This is a genomic window from Longimicrobium sp. (assembly GCA_036387335.1).
In the GTDB taxonomy this organism is placed as follows: Bacteria; Gemmatimonadota; Gemmatimonadetes; order Longimicrobiales; family Longimicrobiaceae; genus Longimicrobium.
The window spans coordinates 1-21247 of sequence record DASVTZ010000080.1 but is presented as its reverse complement, the minus strand read 5'-3'; the positions used below and the strand labels follow the sequence as shown (position 1 = coordinate 21247).

The window sequence follows — 21247 nt, the reverse complement described above, 5'->3', positions numbered from 1 at the left end:
CCCTCACCCGCCCTGCGCCCCCGCAGGCGGGGGAGGGGGTCGGGGGGAGGGGGCCCTCACCCCTCCCGCAGCACCTCCAGAAACGCCTCCCCGTACTTCTCCAGCTTCGCCGGCCCCACCCCCGGCACCTCCAGCATCTCCGCGTCGTCGCCGGGGCGGCGGCGGGCGAGCTCGATCAGCGTCTTGTCGGGGAAGATGCAGTACGAGGGGAGGCTCGCCTCCTTGGCCAGCTTCGAGCGCAGCGCCTTGAGGCGGCCGTACAGGTCGGCTTCCTCGGCGGAGGGCGGTGCGACCTCGCGCCTGGGGGCGGGCTCGGCGGGGGGGCGGCGGCCGATCTTGCGGCCTCCGTTCTCGGTGGCGAAGGCGGCAAGGACGTCCATCAGCGGCGCGCCCCAGCGATCCAGCAGCGCGGGGGTGACGCCCGGGATGCGCAGCACCTCCTCCGGCGTGGCGGGGGCGTACTCGGCGATCGACTTCAGCACCTCCTCGTTGAGGATCGACACCCTGGGGAGATCGTGGCGACGGGAGAGCTCGTCGCGCATCTCGCGCAGGCGGTCCAGCAGGTCGGTGCGGCGTGCGGTGCGGCTGGGGCCGCGGCGCGTGGACGAGGTGCCCAGGTCCACCGCCTCGGACGCGCCGGCGCCGGCCACGGCGGGGCGACCGCCCGCGCGCAGGCAGTTGTCGCAGGCGCCGCACTCGCGCATGGCGGCCGGGTCGCCGAAGTAGCGGAGGACGAAGCCGCGCCGGCACTCCTCGGTGTAGCCGTACGCCTGCACCTTTTGAAGCTTGCGCAGGTCGCGCTCGCGCTTGGCGTCCAGCGTGCGCCAGTCGATGGGGAGGCGGTTGATGGGGGTGGTGCGGTCCAGCACCCAGATGCCGTCGCCGCCGGCCTGGCCCCATTCCAGGAAGCCGCCGTCCTGCAGCCCGTCCAGCATCCGCATCGCCTCGCCGCGGCCGCCCGGGACGCCGAGCATCCCCCACTCCAGCTCGGTGCCGCGGTACGACGCCTCTCCCCCGCCCCGCCGCCAGATGGTGCGCAGCAGCTCCAGCTCCGCCGTGCGCCCCGCCAGCTCGCGCGAGATGCGGTCCGGCCGCGCCACCAGCCGCACGCGCACACCGGAGCCCGCGGGCCCCAGCGGACGCACGAGCCCGAACTGCTCCAGCACGCGCAGGGCGGAGCCGGCCATGCGGTCGCCCTTGATCCCAGGCACGATGCGCCCGAGCTCGACCAGGCCCACGGAGCACACGCCGGACGCGTCGGCGCCCCCGCGCAGGGTGTCCATCATCGCCTCCACCGCGCGGCGCGGGGGGTTGGCGGTCTCGATGAAGAACTCGTGGGTGAAGCGGTCCGCGTACGAGTGAAGGAGGACGCAGTCGGAGGGGCCGCCGTCGCGCCCGGCGCGGCCCGCCTCCTGGTAGTACGCCTCCAGGTTGCCGGGCATGTTGTAGTGGACCACGATGCGCACGTCGCGCTTGTCGATCCCCATCCCGAAGGCGTTGGTGGCCACCACCACCTGCGCGGCGCCGCTCATGAAGCGCTCCTGGATGCGCTTCCGCTCCAGGTCCTGGATGCCGGCGTGGTAGCCCACCGCGTCGATCCCCGTGCCGCGCAGCAGCGCCGTGAGCGCGTCCACGTTCTTGCGCGTGGAGGCGTACACGATGGCCGATCCCTCGCGCCCGCGCAGGAGCTTGAGGAGGAGGCGGTCCTTTTCGCTGTCGTTCTTGGCGCGCAGGACGTGCCACACCAGGTTGCGCCGGTCGAAGCCGGTCACCAGCGTGGCCGCGTCGCGCAGGGAGAGCTGGCGGACGATGTCCCGCCGCACCTCCTCGGTGGCCGTGGCGGTGAGCGCGGCGATGGGCGGGTCGCCCAGGGCGTGGCGCACCTCGCCCAGGCGCAGGTACGACGGGCGGAAGTCGTGCCCCCACTCGCTCACGCAGTGCGCCTCGTCGATGGCCAGCAGCGACACGTCCATCGCGGCCAGCCGGCGGATGAAGCGCTCCCCGTCGAAGCGCTCCGGCGCGACGTACAGGAGCTTGAGCTGGCCGCTCTCGGCCGCCATCATCCGCATCGACATCTCGTCCGGCGAGAGCGACGAGTTGATGAAGGTGGCGGGGAGCCCCACGCGGGCCAGCGAGTCCACCTGGTCCTTCATCAGCGAGATGAGGGGCGACACCACCACCGTGAGCCCCGGCAGCATCATCGCCGGCACCTGGTAGCAAAGGCTCTTGCCGCCGCCGGTGGGCATGATGGTCAGCGAGTCCGCCCCCGCCAGGACGTTGCGCACCGCCTGGTCCTGCCCCGGCCGGAAGTCGGGGTATCCCCAGTGGCGGCGGAGGACCTCGCGTGCCTCCTCCAGCGGATCGTCTACGGCGGTCTGGAACGGCTCGGTGAGCATCGGGCGCGGGTGCGGGATGAAGGTGTTGCGCCCCCCGTACCCGACACCGCCGCCGGGGTTCACGCCGTCCACCTTCCCGCGCGAAACCCGTCCCCGCGATGGCGCGCGCGGCCCGCTCCCGCTCCCGCACGCGCCGGGACTGTGGAAAGGCCCGCGTGCGATAGGATTGCACAAGGACGGCGGAGCGTGCTACTTTGGAGTCCGCACACGCAGGATCGTCCGCCCGCCAGCTCACCCCGGCGCACGACACCCCCGGCGCCCCCCGCGCCCGAACATCCCGTCTCTCCTGCCCCCGACGACCATGGACCCGATCCGCACCGCTCCGCCCCAGGCACCCCGCTCCGCACCGCGCCGCGGCTGGGTCGCGCCAGAGGTGAAGGACCTTCCGCGTCTCACCGAGCTCACGCTGCAGACCGGCGGGGGCATCCCCTGCGGCAGCAGCACCGTCTGCCCGTAGCGCACGGCCGCTGATGCTCCTGGGCCTGGCGATCACCGAGCACTGCAACCTCCGCTGTCCGCACTGCATCCGCGATGACGTTTCCACCGTCCGCAACCTGGACGCGGGCCTGATCCTCCGCACGGTCGATCAGGCTCGACTGCTGTGGGACGAGGTCGCCGCGTCCATCACCGGGGGCGAGCCGACGCTGCACCCGGAGTGGGAGCGGATCATCGCGGGGCTGCACGAGCGGGGTGTGACGTACCGCTTCGTGACCAACGGCTGGCACATGCGCCGCCTGATGCCGGCGCTGGATCGCTACCCCCCGGCCCGGGTGCGCGTCTCGCTCTCGGGCGCGGACGAGGAGGTGCACGACGGGGAGCGGGGGCGCGGCTCCTTTCGGCGCGTGCTGATGGCGGTGGCGCTCCTCACCAGCCGCCAGATCCCCACCTCGCTCGGCTTCGTGGTGGACCGGCGCGACCGGCACCAGCTTCGGCAGGCGGCGGACCTGGCGGAGGCGCTTGGGTGCCTGTCGATCGACTTCGCGCTTGCGCAGCCGGTGGGCGGTAGCGCCGCGCGCGACAGCGACCTCGCCCCGCGCGAGTGGTACTCCGCCCGCGACGAGATCCTCGCCCTCGCCGCCGAGGGCCGCCGCACGGCCGTGATGCTCGACTACGGCGCACCGTCGGACGGCCCCGAGGCCCTCTGCGAGACCTTCAAGAAGAACCGCATCTACGTCGATGCGCGCGGGCGCCTCTCGCTCTGCTGCCAGCTCTCCGGGTACGGCTCCAACGAGACCGACGTCGTCGCCGACCTGAACAAGACGTCGCTGCTGGACGTGTGGCCGCGCTACGAGGAGGCGCTGGATGCGCAGCGCGCCGCTAGCCTCCCCCACGGCGGCGACCCGTTCGACCCTTTCCCCTGCATCCGCTGCGCGCGCGCGCTGGGGAAGATGGCCTGGATCCGCGACTACCCGTCCAGCCCCTGGGCCGGCGCCGCCCTCCCCCCCACCGTCCTCCTCCCCCCCCGCCTCGTCCCGCTCACCTACGCCGCGCGGGTCTGATTGCCCGGGCGAGTGAACTCGCGGCAACAACAGCACAAAGTCCGCCTTCGCGGACTCGCGCCCCTTTGTCATCCTGAGCAAAGCGCCTCACCATCCTCGCCCCGTCACCACCCTCTGGCGCGAAGCGAAGGATCTACTGCGCGTGAGCAGAGGCCGGGGGCACTCGCACCAGCCTCGAACCGGCGCCGGCTAGATTCTTCGTTCGCCGCAACGAGATCCGGCCCGCTCCACGGAGGCCCTGCCCGGCGGCTCACTCAGAATGACAGGGTAGTGGGTTCACGCTCCGCGTGGCTCCAGCGGCGAATTCATTCATTCTCTCCTAGAACAGGCCATCCCGCCCCATCCCGATTTCCCGCGCTTTCCCTTAGATTCCAGAAGTCCGCCCGGCGGTATCCCTCGTAATCCCTGCTCGCCCATGCGGTTCCCGCTACACATAGCACTCATCGCCATGCTCGCGGCCGCGTGCGGCGACCCCGGCTCGGGCGTCACGCACCCGCCCAGCGGGCCGCTCACGCTGGAGCTGCAAGGGACGCTCGCGCGCGACTCGGTGGTGCACGTGCGGGCGCTGCGCGCGGGCGTCGTCGTCCCCGCCGCGCAGGTGACGCTCGAGGCCACCCCCGCCGACGCCGTGCAGCTGCTGGGCGGCGACTCGCTGCGCTTCCTCAAGGTTGGCAGCCTCACCGTCAGCGCCGCGGCGGGAGCCTCGCGCGGGAGCAGGACGATCGACGTCACCGCGCCCCCGCCGCTCGCCCTGGAAGTGACGGGGCGGATGGAGCGCGGCGCGGTGGTGCGGGTGGCGGTCACGCAGGGCGGAGTGGCGCTGCCGGCCGGCACGGCGGCCCTCGCCTTCACCCCGGCCGATGCGGGCCAGGCGCTCGGCGGCGACTCGGTGAGGCTGCTGCGCGCGGGAACGGTCACGTTGCGCGCCACCGCCGGCCGCGACGAGGGCGCGCGCGAGCTGACGGTCGCCGTGCCGCCATCGATCGTGTTCGACCGGGTGGTGGACGGCAACCGCGACCTCTGGCGCGTCGCGCTCGATGGCGGCGACCTGGCGCGCCTGACCGAGCACGCCGCGGAAGACAGCGACCCCACGGTGGCGGCCGGGCGCATCGTCTTCTCCAGCCTGCGGTTGGACAGCAACTTGGAGCTCTACAGCATCGCGCTGAGCGGGGGCGAGGCCACGCGCCTAACCCGCACGAGCGCCGGCGAGACGATGCCCGCCCTGTCTCGCGACGGGCAGCGCATCGCGTACATCAGCAGCGCCAGCGGCCTCCCCCGGCTCTGGCTCGCGGCGAGCGACGGCACCGGGGCCGCCCCGGCCGCACCCACGTTCGGCGCGGGCTTCGCGCTGGACGCCTCGCCGTCGTGGGCGCCGGACGGGAGCAGGCTCGCCTTCACCTCGACCGAACGGGGAAGCCCGGACGTGTTCACGCTCGTCCCGGCCGGCACACCCGTGCTCCTGGCGGGCGGCAGCACACTGGAGCTCGAGCCGGCGTTCAGCCCCGATGGCCGCTTCCTCGCCTTCACGTCGGACCGTGCGGGCGGCGGCGTGACGCGCATCTACCTGATGGTGCTGTCAAACGGTGCAATCACGCAGCTTACCTCCGGTACCCTGTCCGCGGGGCAGCCGGCCTGGACCGCGGACGGACGCCTGGTCTACACCGAGTTCGCCGCGGCGGGTGGGCAGCTGCGCTGGATCGATCCCGCCGCCCCGGCCACGAGCTACGCCATCCCCACCGGAGCGGGGAGCGCGCGCAACCCCGCCGGAATCCCCTGACCCAGCTTTCGATGGACACCACGACCCGCTACGCCGTCCCCGACGAGGTGCTGACGGCGCACCTGGAGGGCGAGGCCGTCCTCCTGCACATGGACACCAAGAACTACTTCCGCCTCAACGCCACCGCCGCGCTGCTGTGGAAGGGGATGGAGCGCGGCCTGGAGCGCGAGCAGCTCCTGGACAGCCTGCTCGCGGAGTTCGAAGTGGACCGCCCCACCGCCGCCGCCGAGCTGGACCGCCTCCTGGGCGAGCTCGCCGCCCGCGGCCTCGTCGTCCCGGGATGACGGAGCGCGCCCTTCCTCCCCCCCGTGCGGTGGAGGGGTGGGGGCCGATCGCCGGCGTCCGCGCCGCGCTGCGTACGGCGGGGTGGCTGAGCGACGGGCGCTGGCGCACGCTGCTGGAGCCCGCCCCCCACGCGCACGCCGGTGCCGAGCCGCCGCGCGGTGCCGTCCGTGCGACGCGCGGAGCGCTGCGCGTGCTGGCGCGCGTGCCGGGCGGCCGCTGGCGGAACACCTGCCTCTATCGAAGCGTCGCCGAGTGCCTGGTGCTCCGCGCCCACGGAGTGGACGCGCGCCTCCGCATCGGCGTCGGCACGGAGGGGGCGGAGGTGATCGCCCACGCCTGGGTGGTCCGCGGCGCCCAGGCCGACGCGGATGCCGATCCCGCCGCCGCCGCCCTGCGTCCCCTGGCCGGCCGCGCGTGACGCACGTCCTCCTGCGCGACGGCGCCCTCCGCGTGGAGGCCGGCCCCGATCTCATCCCCCTGCTGGACCGCTGGCTCCCGCTCCTCCCCTACCCCGAGCGCACGCCCGACCCGCACGGCGCCGTGCTCCGCGTCGTCCGCGGCGATCCCGTTGCGCCGCCCACCGCACGTCCATCGCTGCGCCTGGGGACGGCGGACGTGTGGGTGGAGGGCGACAACGCGGTGCTCGCGGGGAACGCCGCACGCTGCTCGGGAGATGTCGATCTGCAGGCGGGCACGGCCGAGCTGCGCGCACCGACCGGCGCGAACGATGACGCCACGCGCTGGGAACTGTACTCGATGGCCTCGCTCGCCTGCGCCCTGCTGCTGAACCGCATGGGGCGCACGCTGGCGCACGCGGCCGGCGTGGTCGCGCCCGATGGCGGCGCGTGGCTGCTGGTGGGGGACACGCACGCCGGCAAGAGCACCACCGTCGCCAACCTCCTCCGCTGCGGATGGGGCTACGTGTCCGACGACAACGTGGTGCTGGCCCGCGCCGGCGGCGGGATCGAGGTGGAAGGATGGCCGCGCCACTTCCACATGGACGAGGGATGGGAAGCGGGCGCTCCCGTGGGCCGCCGCGGCGCGATCGACCCGCGAGCGCGCTGGCCGGGGCAGTGGACAGACGCCGCGCCCCTCGCCGGGCTCCTCTTTCCGCGCGTGGAGCCGGGGCGGCCGACCGAAGTCGCGCCCTGCCCCGCCGCCGACGCGCTGGCCGCGCTCCTCCGCCAGTCGCCGTGGCTGCTCGCGGACCGGGGAAGCGCCCCGTCGGTGCTCGCCCTGCTGCGCGACGCGGCGGCGCTCCCCGCGTTCGCGCTGCGGCTGGGGCTGGACAGCTACGCCGACCCGCCGCTCCTGGCCGCGCGGCTGCGCCCGGCATGGGTCATCTGACCGGTAACAAAAACCTGTTCCTTCGCCCAACTTCATTTTAATATTCCGGGCGGGGAGCCCCGATGGCCGGACTCCCTCCCCCCAAACATCCGCACGAGGTCGCACCCAATGACACTTTCCATCCTTCGACGCATCGGCCCGGCCGCGCTCGCGCTGGCGCTGACGGTGGCCGCCACCGACGCGGCGAGCGCGCAGATCGGCGGGCTCGGCCGCACGCTGGGGCGCGCCGCGGGCCGCATGAACGTGGACGCGGTGCTGCGCGGCGATCCGCCGATCACCACCAGCCTTCCGGACGCGCGCTGGGCCGTCGACTCGCTCGACAACTTCACCCCGCGCGACGCCAAGCGCTCCATGCTCCAGCTCCAGCGCACCCCCAGCGGCGGCTTCGTGCTGCGGCCCGGGTACTACGAGATGGAGACGCAGAGCTACTGCCTCAAGGCCGGCACGCACGGCCCCGGCGGCGGCGACGGCTACATCTACGCGCCCACCGCCGGCCCCGCCGAGGACGCGGTCAAGTCCATCCTGCGCAACTCGGTGAACCACCCGGAGATCCACCAGCACGACGTGCAGACGCTTCTGTGGGCGATCATCGCGCGCGCCAAGTTCGAGGAGCTGAGCAACGAACACAAGGCGACCGCCGCGCGCCTGCTGACGCCGCAGCAGCTGGCCGCGCTCAACCGCACCGCGCTGGACATGGTCCCCGGCCCCGCGATGGACGCCGCCATGAGCCGCGTGCCGCCGCTGGTGCGCCAGGTCTTCCAGGCCGAGGCGCAGATCCGCCAGATGCTCACCAACCCCGGCACCTCGTTCCAGCAGCTCGAGGCCGCGGCGGTGCTGGCGGGGATGGCGCCGATGGGGCCCGGGAGCCGCGAGGTTCCGTCCGGGCGCTGGAGCCTGCACCCGGACGGCTACTACGTGCGCTACATTCCGGAGGGCTACAGCCACACGACCACGCAGATCTGGGTTCCGCAGGGGAGCCCGGCGGTGGGCAAGGAGTACGATCCGGCCACGCACATCGCGGTGCCGGGGAACACGGCCCGCCAGCGCCTCGTGCAGTCCGGCCGCGTCTACAACGAGTCGTAAGCGGCGGAGGCGAGGTCAGAGAGAGACGGGCCGGCGAGCGATCGCCGGCCCGTTTTCGTGGTACCCCAACAGCAGGGCTCACGCGGAGACGCAGAGACGCGGAGAGAGGTCGCGGAGTCCTCTCCTGCGTCTCTGCGCCTCTGCGTGAGGGGTCTTGTGGAACACGGCGCCGTCTGCGAGGATAGCAGCGGGGGTGCGATGTCGTTCAACCCGTTCTCGGAGGCACGTTTGGATAGACGCTCGTTCGTACGGCGGGGCGCGGAGGCGGCGCTGGCCTTCGGTGTCCTGCCGAGCCTGGAGGGGATCGGCGCGGCGGCGGAGGCGCAGACGGGGTTCGGCGCGCTGCGCGACCGCTACTTCGTGCGCGTGCTGGCGCTGAACCCCGTCACCGCCACCTACCTGGGCGGCGACGCGTACTCGCCCACGCTGCGCGCCGTCAACGGAAGGCTGCGCGACTACCGGCCCGCCGCGCTCGCCGCGGAGCGCGCCTTCTACCACGCGACGAAGCGGGCGTGGAGCGCCATCCGCCCCGCGTCGCTCCTGCCGGCGGAGCGCATCGACCACGCGGTGATGGGCGCGCAGCTCGACTTCATCCTCCACCAGCTGGAGGACCTCCGCTATCACCAGCGCTCGGTGGACACCTACGTGGCGGAGCCCTTTCGCGGCATCGACTGGCAGATCCAGCAGATGACCGACGCCGGTGGCGGCCTGCTGGGCACCGCCGCGGAGTGGGATCTCGTGGTCGCGCGGCTGCAGGCGGTGCCGGGCTACCTCACGGCCGCACGGGGGAACCTCGCCGCGGGCAAGGCGGCGGGGAACATCCCGGACTGGCGCATGGTGGAGCGCGACGGGATCGTGGGGAGCCGCTCCAATGCGCAGTACTTCCGCACCGTGCTCCCCGAGCTCGCCAGGAAGCTGATGGGCGGCCGTCCCTTCGCCGCCGCTGCCCTCGCGCGCCTGCGCACCGCCGCCGGGCGCGCGGCGGCATCGTACGAAGACTTCGCCCTCTTTTTGCGCCGCACGTACGGCGCGGATGGACGTGACCGCTTCGCCGTGGGCGAGCGCGAGTACATGTGGCGCGTGCGGAACAACCTGCGCGACACCCGCACCGCGCAGCAGCTCTTCGACTACGGCAAGGAGCAGGTCGCGCTCTACCAGGGGAAGATCTACGAGGTCGCCCAGACGGTGGCTCGCGACGCCAACCTCGCCATCCCCTTCGGCACCACCGACGAAAAGAACGCCGGCGTGCGCGCGGTGATGGACCACCTGGCCAAGGATGCCCCGCGCAACGACGACGAGCTGCTGCAGTGGTACGTGGACGCCGGCAAGCGCGCGGTGCAGTACGGGCGCGAGCGCGGCCTCTTCGACATCCCGGCCGACTACCGCCTGGACGTCTATCCCACGCCGCCCGTGCTGCGCAGCACCATCGACGCGGCGTACTACCCCGCCCCGCCCTTCAAGCGGTCGGGCGTGGGCCGCTTCTACCTGACCCCCACGGACAACGATCCGGCGGCGCTGGGGCTGAACAACCGCGCGTCCGTCGCCGACACCGCGATCCACGAGGGGTTCCCGGGGCACGACTGGCACTACAAGTTCCTCACGCAGAACGCGCGCGGGATCTCCAACATCCGCTGGCTGACCCCGGGCGCGGTGGAGGACTCCGCATCCATGTGGCAGGACTCGATGGCCGCCGAGGGGTGGGGGCTCTACTCCGAGGAGCTGATGTCCGAGGCGACGCTGGAGCGCCCGTACGGGTTCTACACGGCGGGCGAGTACATGTACGAGCTCCAGGGGCAGCTCCTGCGCGCCGTGCGCATCGTGGTGGACGTGGGGATGCACACCGGCCGCATGACCTACGACCAGGCGGTCGACTACTTCACCGCGAACGTCAACTTCTACCCCAACGCCCGCGCCCGCGGCGAGAGCGACCCCACGGCGAAGGCGGTGGCGGAGGGCGCCCAGCGCGCCATCTACCGCTACAGCAAGTGGCCCACCCAGGCGATCACCTACAATCTGGGCAAGAACGCCATCATCCAGCTCCGCGAAGCGTACCGGCAGGCGCGCGGCTCCAGCTACTCGCCCCGGGAGTTCCACGAGCGCTTCATGCGGATGGGGATGATCCCGCCCGGCTTCTACCGCGACGCGTTCATGGCCGACGCGCGCCGCTGAGCCGCCGCGAGCGAGACCGGCCCCGCACCAGGAACAGGTGCGGGGCCGGTTTCAGCTCGTTCCGCGATCGATCAGGGGATGTATCCGCACCGGCACTGGCCGCTGTACGAACAGTACCCCTGACCTCCGGGGCATCTGTAGGCGCACGGGTAGTAGTAGTAGTCGTACCCCTCGGCGGGGCACGACACCAGCGCCGCCGCCGGCCGATCGCTCGCCACCGCCCGGCTCGCGCCGAAGCTGAGCCCCACCGCGACCAGCAGCGCGAACACCGCCTGGATCAGGTACGTCAGACGAAGCTTCATGCGTCCTCCAAAGTTTCGGTGTGGGTGGCGCTCGGGCGGCTACCGGAACGCCGGGACCAGCGTTGCGTCTCGGTACTCAGGGGATGTTTCCGCAGCGGCAGAAGCCGTCGTACGAACAGTACCCCTGCCTGCGCGGACAGGCGTTGGCGCAGGGGGCGTAGTAGTAGTCGTATCCCTCGGCGGGGCACGACGCCATCACCGCCGTCTGCTCGCTCGCCATTGCCCGGCTCGCGCCGAAGCTCAGCCCTACCGCCACCAGCATCGCGAATACTGCCTGAATCAGGTACGCCAGACGAAGCCGCATACGCCCTCCCCGGATGGGAAATGGAGATGCACGACGCTCCGGCAGGAGTACCGAAGCGCCATCGCGATTCGCGCAATATCCATTCCGTCCGAAACTGAGCGTTGAAGGCCCCCTCCCCCCTGCCCCCCTCCCCCGCCTGCGGGGGCGCAGGGCGGGTGAGGGGGAGAACCCTGCGCGCGCTTCGCCGATGTCTCGTAGGGGCGCGATTCATCGCCGATTCATCGCGCCCACCCTCTCAGCCACCCCGCCGCCGGCCCCACGCCCACGAATCCCGTAGGGGCAGACCTGCGTGTCTGCCCTCCCTTTCCCCCGCACCGACCCACGCGCCCCCCGGGACAGATCGCGTAGGGGCCGCCCCACGTGGCTGCCCGTGCCCCGTCCACACGCCGTCGCCCGCAGCCGGCACCGAATGGCGCGCCGCCGAACGCACATCCTGTCATCCTGAGCGACGCCTTCACCCACCTGTGCCCGGCCCCAGCCTCTGGCGCGGAGCGAAGGATCTACTGCGCGTGCCGAGGGCCTCGTGGTCACACGCCGTCCACCTGCCTCGCCGGCTAGATCCTTCAGTCGCCGCCAGGCTTTGGTGTGGGCACATGGGTCAGTGCAGCGGCTCCTTCAGGATGACAAAAAGGGGAGGAGACAGAGGAAGACGAAGTTCTCTCTGCGGCTCCGTGTCTCCGCGTGAGCCCCGCCGTTCAAGGCGCGCGGTCGTTCAGCGCGCGCAGGGCGGCCTGGGCATCGGCGTGCTGCGGCTCCAGGCGGAGCGCCGACCCGTACTCGCGCCGCGCCCCCGCGAAGTCGCCGCGCGCCTCCATGATCATCCCCAGGCGCCAGTGCGCGGCGGCGTGGGAGGGGAGATCGGCGCGATGCGGCCGGGCGAGGTAGGCGCGCAGGGCTCGTTCGCCGCTCTCGAGACGGAGGCCGGAGAGCGCGGCCACCCGCCCCGTATTGTAGAGCGCGGAGGCGTCGCCGGGGTCACGCGCGAGCAGCCGGTCCAGCGCCGCGAAGGCCGCGTCCCACCGTTTTCCCGCGGCGTGCACGGAGGCGAGGCCGCGCAGCGGAGCCATGCTGTCCGGCGCGAGCCGCACCGCTTCGCCAAACCACCGCTCCGCCTCGGCGAGCCGGTTTGCCTCCTGGTGCGCCGCGCCCAGGAGCAGGGCCCCCGCGTACGGCTGATCCGCGCGGATGCGCTCCGCGACGGTGGCGAACGCGCGGTCGGAAGCAACCGCCACGTGCGGCCTCACCCCGTTCCCCTCCAGCCGCGTCCTGTCCGCGGCGAAGTAGTCCGCCTCCGGGAAGATCATCATCCACCCGTCGCCCACGGGGTGCGGGGGCGCGGAGAGCATGCCGCCCGCCGTCCGCTCTCCCACCAGCGTCGCGCGCCCGGTCGTCTTCAGGAGGTGCGCGAGGGGCTCGGAGGCGCTCCCGGACCTCCCGTCCACCAGCAGGAACACGCGGCCGCCGAAGTACGGCGCCCGCGGCGGCACCACCCCCCGCAGCGCCCCGTGCCGGCGCACGCCGTGGATCACCGTCCTGGCGCCGCCGTCCGAGAGGACGGGGATGGCGGCGAGCTCGGCGGGCGTGGGCGGCGCGCGGTGGGTGCGGTACCAGCCCGGCCCCAGGAACACTCCCGCCTGCACGCTGTCACGCACCAGGTGCGTCACGGGAGACATGGAGCTCACGTCGCCACCCGGATTGCCGCGGATGTCGAGGATCAGCGTGTGTGGCGCGGCCGAGTCGATGCGCACGAACGCCCGGTCCACCGCGGCCGTCACGCCGGACCACCTCGCCACGCGGAGCCGCGCCACCCCGGGCGCGGGAAAGGAGAGACCGACCAGCGCGCCGGGATTGGGGTCGTCGGCGAGGAGCGAGTCGAGCGGGGTGGCGGCGCGGACCGGGTCGCGGAACAGCTCCAGGTGAGACATGCGCAGCCGCGGCGTGAGCGCGTAGAACACCGCCATGGCGTGCACGTCGTCCGGGACGGTTGCGAAGCGCGCGTCCAGCTCGCGGAAGAAGGAGCGCCACTCGGGCCGACCGAGCAGCGACGGATCGTAGATGCGGACGGCCACGGAGTCGCGCATGCGCGCGGCGAGCGCGCGGTAGTCGCGCACCGGGCGCACGTCGGTCGCGGGGACGGCCTCGAACGTCCCCGCCGGCGCGCCGGTGGTGCGCCGCAGCTCGCCGCGCATGCGCCCGTCTGCCAGCACGCCGGAAAGGGTCCGCTCCCCCAGCCCGAACGAGACCATGCGCCCCGTCACCATCACCTGGCCCTCGCGCGTGGTGGCGGTGCCATTCTCCACCCGGACGAGGGCGCCGCGCGGCGGGAGCTTGCCCAGGAGGCGCCCCAGGGTCGCGCGGGGCCACCCTGCCAGCTCGCCCGCCGCGCCGGGGCGCGAGAACGCCTGCCAGCCTCCCGCGCCCGCCGGCTCCACCGCGAGCCTCACCACCAGCTCGCCGCCCCCGGCCGGGCGGAGCGTGAACAGCCACGGCCCACCGGGCACCGGCTGCGCGGCGGCTGGGGAAGCAGCGAGGAGCAGAGGGATCAGGAGACGGCCGGGAAGCTTCGTCATCGCTCGAATCGGGTGCGCGGAAGGAGACGGCGGGGTGCGCCAACTGTCGCGGCTCCTCGCGCCGCGCTCAAGCGTGGCTCGCCCAATCGGCCACCCGCGCGTACGGCCGAGCCGTTTCGTCGCTGGATGGCGGAGGCCGTTCGAGGGTTTTACATGCGAAGCCCCCTCCCCCCGGTAGTCTTGGGGGAGGGGGCAGCGAGGTGACGAGCGGGGGAGGGGGCCTGCCCTACACCCGCGCCGTCCCGTACAGGATCGCCTTCTTGACTTCGCCGATCGCCTTGGTGATGCGGATCTCGCGGGGGCAGGCTTCGGTGCAGTTGAAGATGGTGCGGCAGCGCCAGACGCCCTCGCGGTCGTTCAGGATGCTGAGCCGCTCGCCCGCCGCCGTGTCGCGCGAGTCGAAGATGAAGCGGTGCGCGTTCACGATGGCCGCCGGCCCCACAAAGTTCTCGTTGGCCCAGAACGACGGGCAGCTCGTGGTGCACGCCGCGCACAGGATGCACTTGGTGGTGTCGTCGAACTTCTCGCGGTCGTCCACCGACTGCAGGCGCTCGCGCTCGGTGGTGCGCCCGTCGTTGATGAAGTACGGGAGCACGGAGCGGTACTGCGCGAAAAAGGGCTCCATGTCCACCACGAGGTCCTTTTTCACCCGGAACCCCATGATCGGCTCCACCGTCACCTTCTGGCCCACGTCGCGGATCAGCACCTTGCACGCGAGGCGGTTGACGCCGTTGATGCGCATGGCGTCGGACCCGCAGATGCCGTGGGCGCAGGAGCGGCGGTAGGTGAGGGTGCCGTCCTGGTACCACTTGATGGCGTTCAGCGCGTCCAGCACCCGGTCGGTGGGGTCCACCTGCACCTGGAACTCGGCGTAGCTGGGCGCGGCGTCGGTATCCGGGTTGAAGCGGAAGACGCGCACCGTCACCGGCTTCACCCCGCCCGCCTTCGACGGCGGAGCGGTCTTCTGCGCCGGAGCCTTCGCGGCCGCCGCGGCGGTGCCCGCGGAGCTCGCGTCGGCGGTGGTGGAGTCGCGCTTGGCGCCGCCCTGCCCTTCGGTCTCGGCCTTCATCAGTATACCCTTTCCTTCGGCTCGAACTGCTTGATCACCACCGGCTTGTACGAGATGCCGAGCGTGCCGTCCTCCGCCTGCGTCACCAGGGTGTGCTTGAGCCACTCGGCGTCGTTGCGGTCCAGGTAGTCCTCGCGCAGATGGGCACCGCGGCTCTCGGTGCGGTTGATGGCGCTCACCGTGGTCACCTCGGCGAGGTCCAGCAGGTTGCCGAGCTCCCACGCCTCCAGCAGGTCGGTGTTGAAGTTCTTCCCCTTGTCCATCACCAGCACGTTCTGGAAGCGCGCCTTGAGCTCGCGCACCTTGACCAGCGCCGCCTCCATCCCGGGCCCTTCGCGGAAGATGCCGACCGCGTCCTGCATCACGTCCTGCATCTCCTCGCGGATGCGGGCGGCGGGCTCGCCCTTTTGCGTGGCCAGGATGCGCGTGAACTCCGCCTCGATGCGCGCCGTGGGGCGGGCGGGAAGGGGCGGCAGCTCCGCCGTCTTGCAGAACTCCGCCATCGCGATCCCGCCGCGCCGCCCGAAGACGACCAGGTCCAGCAGCGAGTTGGTGCCCAGCCGGTTGGCGCCGTGCACCGAGACGCAGGCGCACTCGCCGGCCGCGTACAGGCCGGGGATCACGGCGTGCTGCGCATCCAGCGCGCGGCACTCCACGTCGGTGGGGATGCCGCCCATGCCGTAGTGCGCCGTGGGCTGGATGGGCATCGGCTCCTTGACCGGGTCGATCCCCAGGTAGGTGCGGCAGAAGTCCGCGATGTCCGGCAGCTTGTTCTCGATGACGTCCGCGCCCAGGTGGGTGGCGTCGAGATAGACGTACTTCTTCCCCCCGATCCCCCGCCCCTCGCGGATCTCCTTGCTGATGGCGCGCGCCACCACGTCGCGGCTGGCCAGGTCCTTCATGGTGGGGGCGTAGCGCTCCATGAAGCGCTCGCCGTGGTCGTTGCGCAGGATGCCGCCCTCGCCGCGCACGCCCTCGGTGATCAGGATACCCAGCCGGTAGATCCCCGTGGGGTGGAACTGGTAGAACTCCATGTCCTCCAGCGGGATCCCGCGGCGGAGCGCGATCGCCACCCCGTCGCCGGTGTTGGCGTGGGCGTTGGAGGTGATGGACCACACGCGCCCGAAGCCGCCCGTGGCGAACTCCACCGCCTTGCTGCGGAAGATGTGCAGGTCGCCCGTCGCCACCTCGTACGCGATCACCCCGCCGCAGCGCCCGTCGTCGGCCATGATCAGGTCCACGACCTGGTACTCGTCGTAGAAGTCGACCCCGGCCTTGATGCAGTTCTGGTAGAGCGTCTGCAGGATCATGTGTCCCGTGCGGTCGGCCGCGTAGCAGCTCCGGCGCACCGGGCCCTGCCCGAAGTGGTGCGTGTGCCCGCCGAAGGGGCGCTGGGCGATCTTGCCGTCCGGCGTGCGGCTGAACGGGAGCCCCATGTGCTCCAGCTCGATGATCACCGGCACCGCCTCCTCGCACATCACCTGGATGGAATCCTGGTCGCCCAGGTAGTCCGACCCCTTCACGGTGTCGAACGCGTGCCACTCCGGGTGGTCCTCCTCCAGGTTGGCGAGCGCGGCGCAGATGCCGCCCTGCGCGGCGCCGGTATGCGAGCGGGTGGGGTACAGCTTGGATATCACCGCCGTGCGCAGGCCGGGCGCGCGGCTGAGGTAGATGGCCGTCATCAGCCCCGCCCCGCCGCCGCCCACCACCAGCGCGTCGTACGTATGCGTGTGGATCATCGCGCCTGGACCGTCGGGTCGAATGTGAGGAGGGCGAAGACGCCCCAGGCCATCACCGCCAGGAGAAGGGTGTAGGCGACCGCCTTCACCGCCACCTGCCGGCCGGGCTTGCGCACGTAGTCTTCGATGCTGTAGCGCAGGCCGTTGAGGCCGTGCAGCATGGCGAAGACGCAGAGCGCCACGTTGTAGAGGCGGTTGAACGGGTTGGTCCACCGCTCGCGCACCAGGTCCGCGTCCAGGTGCTCCACGCCCACCACCAGGTTCCACCACACCAGGTGGTAGAGCGAGAGGAAGATGAGCACGAGCCCGCTGACGCGCATGAAGAGCCACGAGTACAGCTCGAAGTTGCTGCGCGCCGCGCTGGGCCGCTCGAAGCCGCCGCCGCGCCGCGGGGCGCCGCGCACGGCCACGTTGTACATCGTCTCCTCGTTCATCGCGGCGTCTCCACTGGCACGTCCAGCACCCCCGGCGTCGCCTCGGCGCCGTGCGCGGCCGGCGTGCGGCCCTCGGACCGCAGCTGCTCCATCCGCGCGCGGTGGCGCTCCACCCCCGGCTCGTCGGCGAGGCCGAAGATCGGCGCCATCATGATCCACGCGACCGGAAGGATCAGCAGCACGCTGGCCCCGAGCGCCACGAGCCCCAGCTTGCGCTGGTGGCGCATGGCGTGGGGCCAGAAGTCCTGGATGATGATGCGCAGTCCGTTGAGCGCGTGGTACAGCACCGAGAAGAAGATGGCCAGCTCGCCCAGCCGGAACACGGGGTGGCGGTAGATGTCGAGCGACTCGTTGTACACGTCCGGCCAGTAGATCACCAGCGCGGTGTCGAAGACGTGGATCAGGAGAAAGAAGAGGATGCCCAGCCCGGTGACCCGGTGCAGCATCCAGGTCCACATCCCCTCGCGCCCCTTGTAGCGGAGCGACTCGGTGAGCCGGGTGTTGCGGACGTTGCGCACGCTGCCGGCGCCGTTCTCGATGCGGGTTGCCATGTGTCGGTACCTTGGTGTTGCACCCCTTGAAGCCAGCGCCGCCCCTTTGGAGCGGCGCCGGCGGGGGTGCGTCAGACCAGCGCCATCGGCTCGAGGACCGCGTCGGCCGACTTCTGCAGCGCGGCGCGCTCGTCGTCGGTCAGCTCCACCTCGATGATCCCCTCCATCCCGTTGCGCCCCAGCTTCACCGGCACGCCCAAAAAGAGGTCGCGCATGCCGTACTCGCCCTGCAGCCACGCGGCGCAGGGAAGGATGCGCTTCTTGTCCTTGACGATGGCCTCCGCCATCTGCACCGCGCCGGCGGAGGGCGCGTAGTACGCCGACCCCGTCTTGAGGAACTTCACGATTTCCGCGCCGCCGTTGCGGGTGCGGTCCACGATGGCGTCCAGCTTCGACCGCTCCATCAGCTGCGTCACCGGGATGCCGCTCACGGTGGTGTAGGAGATCAGCGGCACCATGGTGTCGCCGTGGCCGCCGAGCACCATCGCCTGGATGTCTTCCACCGACACGTCCAGCTCCATCGCCAGGAAGGCGCGGTAGCGGGCCGTGTCCAGCACGCCGGCCATGCCGATCACGCGCTCGCGCGGGAAGCCGCTGGCCTTCATCGCCACGTAGCTCATCACGTCCAGCGGGTTGCTGACCATGATGATGATGGCGTCGGGCGACACGCGGGCGATGTTCTCGCTCACCTGGCGCACGATGCCGGCGTTGGTGTTCAGCAGGTCATCACGGCTCATCCCCGGCTTCCGCGCGATGCCGGCCGTGACGATGTAGATCCCGGACCCGGCGGACTCCTCGTAGCCGTTGCTGCCGATGATGCGCGAGTCGAAGCCTTCGATGGGGGCGGACTGGAACTGGTCCAGCCCCTTCCCCTGCGGCACGCCCTCGGCGATGTCGATGAGGACCACCTGGCGCGCCAGCTCCTTCTCCGCCACGCGCTGCGCCGCCGTGGCGCCGACGTTCCCCGCCCCGACCACCGTGATCTTGTCCATGTATCCCCGAGCTTTGGATGCGTGGTTTGTGTGGCTCCGCGGCCCTGCCGGAAGCGGGGGCAACATAGACGCGCCCGCACTACGTGTCAACGGAAGACGGGGCCCCGCGCGGGCCCCGTGTTTCACCCGCGGTCGACCTGCCGCAGCGCCTCGTAAAGCGCCACCCCCACGGCGGTTGAGAGGTTGAGGCTGCGCGTCTCCGGCCGCATGGGGATGCGCACCTGGCGGCCGGGCGCGGTGGCGAGCACGTCGTCCGGCAGCCCGCGCGACTCCGGCCCGAAGACCAGCACGTCCCCCGGCACGAACTCCGTCTCCCAAAGCCCCCGCTCCGCCTTCGTCGTGAACATCCACGTCCTGCGCCCCCCGATGCCCGCCTCGAAGTCCGCCCACGCCACGTGCACGTGATACTCCACGTGCTGCCAGTAGTCCATCAACGCCCGCTTCGCCTTGGGATGGGTAAAGGAAAACCCCAGCTTCCCGATCAGGTGCAGCGGCGCCCCCGTAGCCCCGCACGTCCGCGCGATCGCCCCCGCGTTCCCGGGGATCTCGGGCTCGTACAGCGCTACGGCGATCTGGTTGGGTGTCAGCATGGTGTCTGTGTGGCCTGGCCTTGGCGATTGAAATCGCGGCAACAACAGCACAAAGTCCGCCTGCGCGGACTCCCGGGCGAGATTTGTCCCGGAGGGGCAGGACTGGGCTTCCTCAGGAGTCCGCATTCCAGGGGCGAATGAATTCGCGGCTGGAAAACACAAAGGCCGCCTTCGCGGACTCACGCGGAGGGCGGCGCGCGTTCCACCCCTTCTTGTCATCCTGAGAGAGCCGCCTCACAGACCTGCGTCGAGCCCCGAACTCCGGCGGCGATCGAAGGATCTAGCCCGCGAGGCAAGAGGACGGCGGGCATGAACGGTCCCCGCGTCACGCGCAGTAGATCCTTCGCTCCGCGCCACAATCCGGAGCGCGGCAGAGGACGGTGAGGCGCGTCACTCAGGATGACAAAGTCACGAGACCGCTTCAGCGGTCTTCGCGTAGTTCCAGCCGGGGGCTTTAGCCCCCGGTGTGCGGGCGCGGGGCCCACGCCCGCACCCATCCCAACAACCCGCCCCCCGGCGACGCGGGGACGATGCCCCCCGCGGCGTCACGACGTCCCGCCACCCACCTGCGCCAGCACGGCGAAGTAGTGGCAGACGCTCCCCGCGATCACGAACAGGTGCCAGATGGCGTGCGCGTACGGGATGCGGCGGCTATGATAGAAGACCGTGCCGCCCGTGTACGCCAGCCCGCCCGCCACGATCCACAGCAGCGTCGAAGGCGGAAAGCGCTCCAGCATCGGCTTGGCGGCCACGATCGCCATCCACCCCATCCCCAGATAGAGCGCGGTGGAGAGGCGGGGGAAGCGGCCAGTGAAGAAGAGCTTGAAGACGACGCCGGCCGCGGCGAACACCCACGCCACCGCCAGCAGCGTCCACCCGAAGCCGCCACGCAGGCCGAGCAGGGTGAACGGCGTGTAGGTGCCCGCGATCAGCAGGTAGATGGCGCAGTGGTCGAACACCTGGAGCCGCGCCTTCACCCGCGGCGTGCGCGCCGCGTGGTACAGCGTAGACGCCGCGTAGAGGAGCACCAGCGTCGCGCCGAAGACGGCGCTGCTGAAGACGGCCCACACGTCGCCGCGGAAGACGGCGACGGTCACGAGGATGGCGGCCCCGGCGGCGCTCGCCACGAGCCCGGCACCGTGGGTGAGCGCGTTCGCCAGCTCTTCGCGGCTGGAAGCGGATGCAGCGTCCATCGGGGACTCGCGGGTGGCACGGTTCGTCATCGCGCCACACCGTATCCGCAGGAACCCGGCCGCGGCCCCGGAACCCTCCCCCGCCCCGCCGGTGTAAGCGCGAACAGAGGTCCCACACCGAAATCCACACCCTGCCGGAGACACTCCCGTGACCTCCCATACCGTCGCGCGCTGGACCCGCCGCGGCAGCGCCGCCCTGGTGCTCGTCCTTGCCGCCTGCGCCAGCGCGGAGAAGCGCATGAACCAGGGCATGGCCCTCGAGCAGCGCGGCCGCCCCGCCGACGCCGCCGAGCGCTACATCGACGCCCTCAAGAAAGACCCGTCGCTCACCAGCGCCCGCGCTCGTTTGCAGGAGACCGGCGACCGCGCCGTGCAGGAGGCCATCTCCGAATCCGCCGCGCTCGGCGCCTCCGGGCGCGCCGCGGAGGCCGCGAACACGCTGCTGCGCCTGGACGCGCTCGGCCGCGACGCGGCGGCGGTCGGCGTGCGGCTCACGATGCCGGCGGACTACGCGCAGCGGCGCCGCGCCACCTTCGACCGTGCCATCGACGACGCCATCGCGTACGCGGAGCGGGCGGAGGGGAGCGGCGGCTTCGACGAGGCGGTGAGCCGGCTGGAGCGCGCCAGCCGGTGGGAGCCGGGTCCCGGCCAGCGCGCCGGGCTGGACCGCGCCCGCTTCGAAGCGCAGCTGGGCTGGGCCGAGGCCGGGCTGCGCGCGGGCCAGTACCGCGCCGCACACGAGCGCGCCCGCGCCGCCGCTGCCCTTTTCGGCCGCGAAAGCCCCGAAGCCAGCCGCGCCCTCGCCCTGCAGGAGGAGGCGCTTCGCCGCGGCACCCTCCGCGTCGCCATCCTCCCGGTGGGGAGCGAGCCGGGCGCGCGCGACAAGCTCCCGGACGATCTGGTGCCCGCGCTGAACGACGCGCTGGAGCTAAACCACTGGACGCGCG

At 71.9% G+C, this 21247-nt stretch carries 20 protein-coding genes; 9 read left to right on the top strand and 11 right to left on the bottom strand.

Annotation, left to right across the window (positions count from 1 at the left end; all coding sequences use genetic code 11):
• Positions 1-56: 56 nt before the first annotated feature.
• On the bottom strand, positions 57-2396 hold the full coding sequence (locus VF647_07085) for an ATP-dependent DNA helicase RecQ (GenBank protein ID HEX8451841.1): 2340 nt from the start codon (positions 2394-2396) through the stop codon (positions 57-59).
• Positions 2397-2697: 301 nt separating this feature from the next.
• On the opposite strand from VF647_07085, the gene VF647_07080 reads away from it, so the two are divergent.
• From VF647_07080 to VF647_07045, 8 genes are all read left to right on the top strand, one after another.
• Positions 2698-2853: a hypothetical protein gene (locus VF647_07080; GenBank protein HEX8451840.1), complete on the top strand. Its 156-nt coding sequence runs from the start codon at positions 2698-2700 to the stop codon at positions 2851-2853.
• A gap of 13 nt (positions 2854-2866) precedes the next feature.
• Entirely contained in the window at positions 2867-3895 is a 1029-nt protein-coding gene (locus VF647_07075; GenBank protein ID HEX8451839.1) for a radical SAM protein, read from the top strand.
• A 448-nt stretch (positions 3896-4343) separates the two neighbouring features.
• The gene (locus VF647_07070) at positions 4344-5672 is read left to right on the top strand and encodes a hypothetical protein (protein ID HEX8451838.1); all 1329 of its coding nucleotides are present in this window, start codon (positions 4344-4346) and stop codon (positions 5670-5672) included.
• An 11-nt stretch (positions 5673-5683) separates the two neighbouring features.
• Positions 5684-5956 carry a PqqD family protein gene (locus VF647_07065; GenBank protein HEX8451837.1) on the top strand — a complete coding sequence of 91 codons (273 nt, stop codon included), beginning with the start codon at positions 5684-5686 and terminating at the stop codon, positions 5954-5956.
• Positions 5953-6375: a lasso peptide biosynthesis B2 protein gene (locus VF647_07060; GenBank protein ID HEX8451836.1), complete on the top strand. Its 423-nt coding sequence runs from the start codon at positions 5953-5955 to the stop codon at positions 6373-6375. Before VF647_07065 ends, VF647_07060 begins: the two co-directional genes overlap by 4 nt.
• The gene (locus VF647_07055; GenBank protein HEX8451835.1) at positions 6372-7304 is read left to right on the top strand and encodes a hypothetical protein; all 933 of its coding nucleotides are present in this window, start codon (positions 6372-6374) and stop codon (positions 7302-7304) included. Before VF647_07060 ends, VF647_07055 begins: the two co-directional genes overlap by 4 nt.
• Positions 7305-7412: 108 nt before the next feature.
• Positions 7413-8387 (top strand): hypothetical protein, encoded by a 975-nt coding sequence (locus VF647_07050; GenBank protein HEX8451834.1) that lies wholly within the window; start codon positions 7413-7415, stop codon positions 8385-8387.
• 228 nt (positions 8388-8615) lie between these two features.
• Positions 8616-10556 carry a DUF885 domain-containing protein gene (locus VF647_07045; protein HEX8451833.1) on the top strand — a complete coding sequence of 647 codons (1941 nt, stop codon included), beginning with the start codon at positions 8616-8618 and terminating at the stop codon, positions 10554-10556.
• 71 nt (positions 10557-10627) lie between these two features.
• On the opposite strand, the gene VF647_07040 is transcribed toward VF647_07045, so the two are convergent.
• The 10 genes from VF647_07040 to VF647_06995 form a co-directional block, all read right to left on the bottom strand.
• Positions 10628-10858, bottom strand: coding sequence for a hypothetical protein (locus VF647_07040; protein HEX8451832.1), 231 nt, complete (start codon positions 10856-10858; stop codon positions 10628-10630).
• Positions 10859-10934: 76 nt separating this feature from the next.
• A complete protein-coding gene (locus tag VF647_07035; protein HEX8451831.1) occupies positions 10935-11162 on the bottom strand; it encodes a hypothetical protein in 228 nt (75 codons plus the stop codon).
• A gap of 695 nt (positions 11163-11857) precedes the next feature.
• A complete protein-coding gene (locus tag VF647_07030; protein ID HEX8451830.1) occupies positions 11858-13732 on the bottom strand; it encodes a S41 family peptidase in 1875 nt (624 codons plus the stop codon).
• 226 nt (positions 13733-13958) lie between these two features.
• The gene (locus tag VF647_07025) at positions 13959-14801 is read right to left on the bottom strand and encodes a succinate dehydrogenase iron-sulfur subunit (protein HEX8451829.1); all 843 of its coding nucleotides are present in this window, start codon (positions 14799-14801) and stop codon (positions 13959-13961) included.
• Positions 14801-16540: a succinate dehydrogenase flavoprotein subunit gene (sdhA, locus tag VF647_07020; protein ID HEX8451828.1), complete on the bottom strand. Its 1740-nt coding sequence runs from the start codon at positions 16538-16540 to the stop codon at positions 14801-14803. The genes VF647_07025 and sdhA overlap by 1 nt, the downstream gene beginning before the upstream one ends.
• On the bottom strand, positions 16537-16974 hold the full coding sequence (locus VF647_07015; GenBank protein ID HEX8451827.1) for a hypothetical protein: 438 nt from the start codon (positions 16972-16974) through the stop codon (positions 16537-16539). Before VF647_07015 ends, sdhA begins: the two co-directional genes overlap by 4 nt.
• On the bottom strand, positions 16971-17525 hold the full coding sequence (gene sdhC, locus VF647_07010) for a succinate dehydrogenase, cytochrome b556 subunit (GenBank protein ID HEX8451826.1): 555 nt from the start codon (positions 17523-17525) through the stop codon (positions 16971-16973). The genes VF647_07015 and sdhC overlap by 4 nt, the downstream gene beginning before the upstream one ends.
• Positions 17526-17596: 71 nt before the next feature.
• Entirely contained in the window at positions 17597-18517 is a 921-nt protein-coding gene (gene mdh, locus VF647_07005) for a malate dehydrogenase (GenBank protein HEX8451825.1), read from the bottom strand.
• A 122-nt stretch (positions 18518-18639) separates the two neighbouring features.
• Positions 18640-19107, bottom strand: a complete 468-nt coding sequence (locus VF647_07000; GenBank protein HEX8451824.1) for a tRNA (cytidine(34)-2'-O)-methyltransferase — start codon at positions 19105-19107, stop codon at positions 18640-18642.
• Positions 19108-19652: 545 nt separating this feature from the next.
• A complete protein-coding gene (locus tag VF647_06995) occupies positions 19653-20300 on the bottom strand; it encodes a hemolysin III family protein (protein ID HEX8451823.1) in 648 nt (215 codons plus the stop codon).
• A 148-nt stretch (positions 20301-20448) separates the two neighbouring features.
• Here VF647_06995 and VF647_06990 point away from each other — a divergent pair.
• On the top strand, positions 20449-21247 hold a 799-nt coding region (locus tag VF647_06990; protein HEX8451822.1), incomplete at its 3' end, for a hypothetical protein.

Excerpts from the sequence above, each read along its gene's own strand:
- VF647_07015 (HEX8451827.1), bottom strand. The coding sequence starts at position 16,974 with ATGAACGAGGAGACGATGTACAACGTGGCCGTGCGCGGCGCCCCGCGG.
- VF647_07080 (HEX8451840.1), top strand. The coding sequence starts at position 2,698 with ATGGACCCGATCCGCACCGCTCCGCCCCAGGCACCCCGCTCCGCACCG.
- VF647_07060 (HEX8451836.1), top strand. The coding sequence starts at position 5,953 with ATGACGGAGCGCGCCCTTCCTCCCCCCCGTGCGGTGGAGGGGTGGGGG.
- sdhA (HEX8451828.1), bottom strand. The coding sequence starts at position 16,540 with ATGATCCACACGCATACGTACGACGCGCTGGTGGTGGGCGGCGGCGGG.
- VF647_06995 (HEX8451823.1), bottom strand. The coding sequence starts at position 20,300 with ATGGACGCTGCATCCGCTTCCAGCCGCGAAGAGCTGGCGAACGCGCTC.
- VF647_07075 (HEX8451839.1), top strand. The coding sequence starts at position 2,867 with ATGCTCCTGGGCCTGGCGATCACCGAGCACTGCAACCTCCGCTGTCCG.
- VF647_07025 (HEX8451829.1), bottom strand. The coding sequence starts at position 14,801 with ATGAAGGCCGAGACCGAAGGGCAGGGCGGCGCCAAGCGCGACTCCACC.
- mdh (HEX8451825.1), bottom strand. The coding sequence starts at position 18,517 with ATGGACAAGATCACGGTGGTCGGGGCGGGGAACGTCGGCGCCACGGCG.
- VF647_07070 (HEX8451838.1), top strand. The coding sequence starts at position 4,344 with ATGCTCGCGGCCGCGTGCGGCGACCCCGGCTCGGGCGTCACGCACCCG.
- VF647_07050 (HEX8451834.1), top strand. The coding sequence starts at position 7,413 with ATGACACTTTCCATCCTTCGACGCATCGGCCCGGCCGCGCTCGCGCTG.
- sdhC (HEX8451826.1), bottom strand. The coding sequence starts at position 17,525 with ATGGCAACCCGCATCGAGAACGGCGCCGGCAGCGTGCGCAACGTCCGC.
- VF647_07000 (HEX8451824.1), bottom strand. The coding sequence starts at position 19,107 with ATGCTGACACCCAACCAGATCGCCGTAGCGCTGTACGAGCCCGAGATC.
- VF647_07030 (HEX8451830.1), bottom strand. The coding sequence starts at position 13,732 with ATGACGAAGCTTCCCGGCCGTCTCCTGATCCCTCTGCTCCTCGCTGCT.
- VF647_07040 (HEX8451832.1), bottom strand. The coding sequence starts at position 10,858 with ATGAAGCTTCGTCTGACGTACCTGATCCAGGCGGTGTTCGCGCTGCTG.
- VF647_07065 (HEX8451837.1), top strand. The coding sequence starts at position 5,684 with ATGGACACCACGACCCGCTACGCCGTCCCCGACGAGGTGCTGACGGCG.
- VF647_07085 (HEX8451841.1), bottom strand. The coding sequence starts at position 2,396 with ATGCTCACCGAGCCGTTCCAGACCGCCGTAGACGATCCGCTGGAGGAG.
- VF647_07035 (HEX8451831.1), bottom strand. The coding sequence starts at position 11,162 with ATGCGGCTTCGTCTGGCGTACCTGATTCAGGCAGTATTCGCGATGCTG.